The sequence below is a fragment of the Pseudomonas sp. PS02303 genome, assembly GCF_029959925.1.
Lineage (GTDB): Bacteria > Pseudomonadota > Gammaproteobacteria > Pseudomonadales > Pseudomonadaceae > Aquipseudomonas > Aquipseudomonas mandelii.
The window spans coordinates 1-3,429 of record NZ_JASCOM010000405.1; the positions used below are offsets into that span (position 1 = coordinate 1).

General features: G+C 59.6%; 2 protein-coding genes. One reads left to right on the top strand and one right to left on the bottom strand.

Annotation, left to right across the window (positions count from 1 at the left end; translation table 11 throughout):
• Positions 1-83 precede the first annotated feature (83 nt).
• A complete protein-coding gene (locus QMX98_RS33325; protein ID WP_282412025.1) occupies positions 84-2,438 on the bottom strand; it encodes a tetratricopeptide repeat protein in 2,355 nt (784 codons plus the stop codon).
• Positions 2,439-2,652: 214 nt separating this feature from the next.
• Here QMX98_RS33325 and QMX98_RS33330 point away from each other — a divergent pair, with 214 nt between their 5' ends.
• Entirely contained in the window at positions 2,653-3,324 is a 672-nt protein-coding gene (locus QMX98_RS33330; protein ID WP_102594860.1) for a DUF3313 domain-containing protein, read from the top strand.
• Positions 3,325-3,429 lie beyond the last annotated feature (105 nt).

Consider the following 3,429-nt stretch of genomic DNA (forward strand, 5'->3'; position numbering starts at 1 on the left):
GGCAAGCCTCGCTCCCACCAGGATTGCATAAACCCTGTAGGAGCGAGGCTTGCCCGCGAAGAGGCCTTCGGGTCAACCATCGGTCATTTCAACGCCGGATCGCCCCCGTTCATTTTCTTCCAGCGTTGCAACAGCACCTGCGCCTTCGGTTCCTGCCCGTTATCCAGGTAGTACTGGATCAGCGACAACCGCGCATTGCGGTTGGCCGGTTGCACGTTCAACAACCGCTCCAGCTCTTCGCATGCCTCATCAACCTTGCCGCTGTCGTGCAACGCCACCGCCAGCACGTAGCCGTATTGGGCGTTCTGCGGTTCCAGTTGCGCGGCTTTGCGTAAGGCTGGCATGGCTTGCGCTGACTGGCCCGCACGCACCAGCGCCAAGCCCTGGGTGTGTTGCAGCAGGGCGTTGTCCGGGTGTTCTTTCAGGCTTTGTGCCAACAGCGTCTGCGCTTCCTGGCCGCGTCCATTGGCTTCCAGCCATTGCACCAGCGTGACCAGCGCCGGGTAGAAATCCGGATCACGCTTGAGGGCGGTGCGCAGCAGCGATTCGACTTCGTCGTTGCGCCCGCTGGCCTGGTAGAGCATCGCCAGGTTCAGGTTGGACTCGGCGCGCTCGGCCAGGCTTTTTTGCACCGCTTCGTATTCGGCAATGGCCGCGTTCCAGTTGGCCTGGGCGCTGCCCAATCCGTTACGCGCGACGCTCAGCAAGTCTCGGGCCGCGACGATCCGCACCGCCTTCACCGGATCGCCCAGCAACGGCGTCAGCAGCGGCGCACGCTCCGGTGGCGGCAGGAACGCACTGATTGCCCGCACTGCGCTTTCACGCACCTGCGGTGCAGGGTTGCTCAAGTCCTTGGTCGCGAGTTTCAAGGCCTGTTCGCTCGGGTATAGCGGCAGTTCTGCCAGCAAGGTGGCGCGCTGAATCGCCGGCAGGTTGCTGCGCTGCAACTGTTCGTACAAGGCTTGCGCGGCGCCGGGCTGGCCGTTGCGAATCAGCCACAGGCTTTCGTCGTAGCGTGGCGCCTGCGCCGTGGTGGCGGTGTTCCAGAGTTTGAATTGCTCAGTGACCTTGTCGCCGGCCTTGCCTTGGTGACAGGTCAGGCAGGCGTCCGGCGTGCCGAGTTTTTTTGCCCGCTCCGGGTTGGGAATGCTGAAGCTGTGGTCGTGCCGAAAGTCGTTGCCCATGTAGAACTTGCCGGGCATGTGGCAATCCACGCATTGGGAGCCAGGCTGGCCCGGGGTGTGGCGGGTGTGTTCGATGGAGTCGTAGTTCTTGGCTTGCAAACCCTTGCCATCGACGCCTGTCACCGAAGTCTTGCCGGCGGTGTTGTGGCATTGCAGGCAAACGCCGTTGCCCGGGGCCTTGAGTTCGGTGCTGTGGGGGTTGTGGCAGTTGCTGCAACGCACGCCCTTGTCGAGCATTTTGCTTTGGGCGAAGGAGCCGTGTTCGAACACTTCATCCTTGATCTTGCCGTCCAGCGCGTACAGCTCGCGGGTCAGGGGGCTCGGCAGGTAGTCGTCCATCAAACGCTTGCCAACGGTGTAGCCGTCGCCCAGCGGTGCGCGGCGCGAATGGCAGCGGGCACAGGTTTCGATTTCGACCGTGGCGTCCTTGTCCTTGAGGTCGACCGCAAAGCCGGCGTGGATCAGATCACCTTTCTTCGCCGTCCATTCCAAGTGGTTGGACGCGGGCCCGTGGCATGCCTGACAACCGACACCGAGGCTGTTCCACTGGCTGTCGAAGGTGTTTTTGGCCGCGTCGAAATTGCGCTTGTAACCAGTGGTGTGGCATTCGACACACATGAAATTGGCGTTCTGGCTGGGCTTGCTCCAGTGCAGCGGGTTCTTGAAATTCACGCCCTGGCCCGGATAGAGGTGGAACCAGCGGTTTCTCTCGGTATCCCAAGCCACACCCAGCGCTTGCAAGCGACCTTCGCCGACCTCGATCAGGTATTGCTGCAACGGCGCGATGCCAAAGGTGTAGGCCACTTTGAAGTCGGCATTCTTGCCGTCAATCCCGGGTGTGTTGACCCAGAAACCGTCGTCCTTGCGCGAGAAACGGGTGGTTTCGTTTTGCGCCTTGAACGTGACGTTATTGAAATCGCCCAGCATCGTTTCGGCATTGGCCTCCTGCATCGCCAACTGGTGATGGGAGCCTTGCCAATCTTTCATCTGTTCGCTGTGGCAGCCCCGGCATTGTTGCTCATCGACCATCTTCGCCGGTGTCACGACGACGGGTTGCGCTTTGGCCGGCTGAACCGTCGGCGTACTGACGGGCACGGTATTGATCGGCGCTGGCGTGCTGTACAGCAGAAACCAGCCGATTGCCGCCACGGCCACCAGCAAGACGCCGATGGTCACGGGAAACAGGTAACGGTTAATCAATGTCGGTGGTGAATCAGGGGTTGGGGTTGCTGCTTTATTTTTATATTTCGGCATTGCAGCTTCCATAGTCCAGTGCATTTGCCGTCAGGCGTGCGTTGAGGCTTGATGCAGCTTTGCCGGAGGTTCTGTGTCTGTCAAATGGCGCTTGTGAGCCATTGCGCAGCGATAGATAAATAGTGTGCTTTTTGACAACAACACGCTGTGCGTTGGCTATAACTGTAATTCCCGTATGCAATACCGTTGTCGGCCTTCTGACAGGAGTTACAGCATGAAGCTTGCGTTAATGATGGGCACGTTGTGCATTGCCTCGATCGGGGTGGTGGGCTGTGCCAGCAAAGTCGTAGAGCCGGACCAGTATTCAGGTTTTCTCAAGGACTACAGTCAACTCAAGGAAGCCAAGTCACCCTCGGGCGCGACAGTGATGCGCTGGGTCGATCCCAAGCTCGACATCCGTCAATACACCAGCGTCTACATTGAGCCGACCCAGCTCTATCCGAAACCACAACCGACGGTGAAAATCCCCCAGGCGACCCTCAACGGCATCACCGGATACTACGACCAGGCGCTGAAGCGCGAGGTGGGTAAATCCCTGCCATTGGCCGCAGGTCCTGGCCCGGGCGTGATGGTCGTGCGTGCCGCGATTACGGCGGTAAGCAGCAAGACAGAAGGGCTGAAACCTTATGAAGTGATCCCGATTGCGCTGGTGGCCGCTGCTGTCAGCACGGCCAGCGGTATTCGTGATCAGGAGACCGATCTGGCCACCGAGGCGGTGTTCCTCGATGGCGGCAATAACCATGTGTTAGCCCAGGTCGTGCGCAAGGGCACCGGCAAGCCGCTGGAAAACGAGTCTCAGGTGATGAAGGCCGATGACGTGAAGGGCGTGATTGATGGTTGGGCGTCGGATTTGCATCAGTCTTTTCTAAAGCTTAAGTCCAAGTGATGCGTTGACGCTTGATGGTCGCTTCGCGGGCAAGCCTCGCTCCTACGGTATTGAGTCGTTAGTCAACTTTATGAACGACCTGATCCTGTAGGAGCAAGGCTTGCC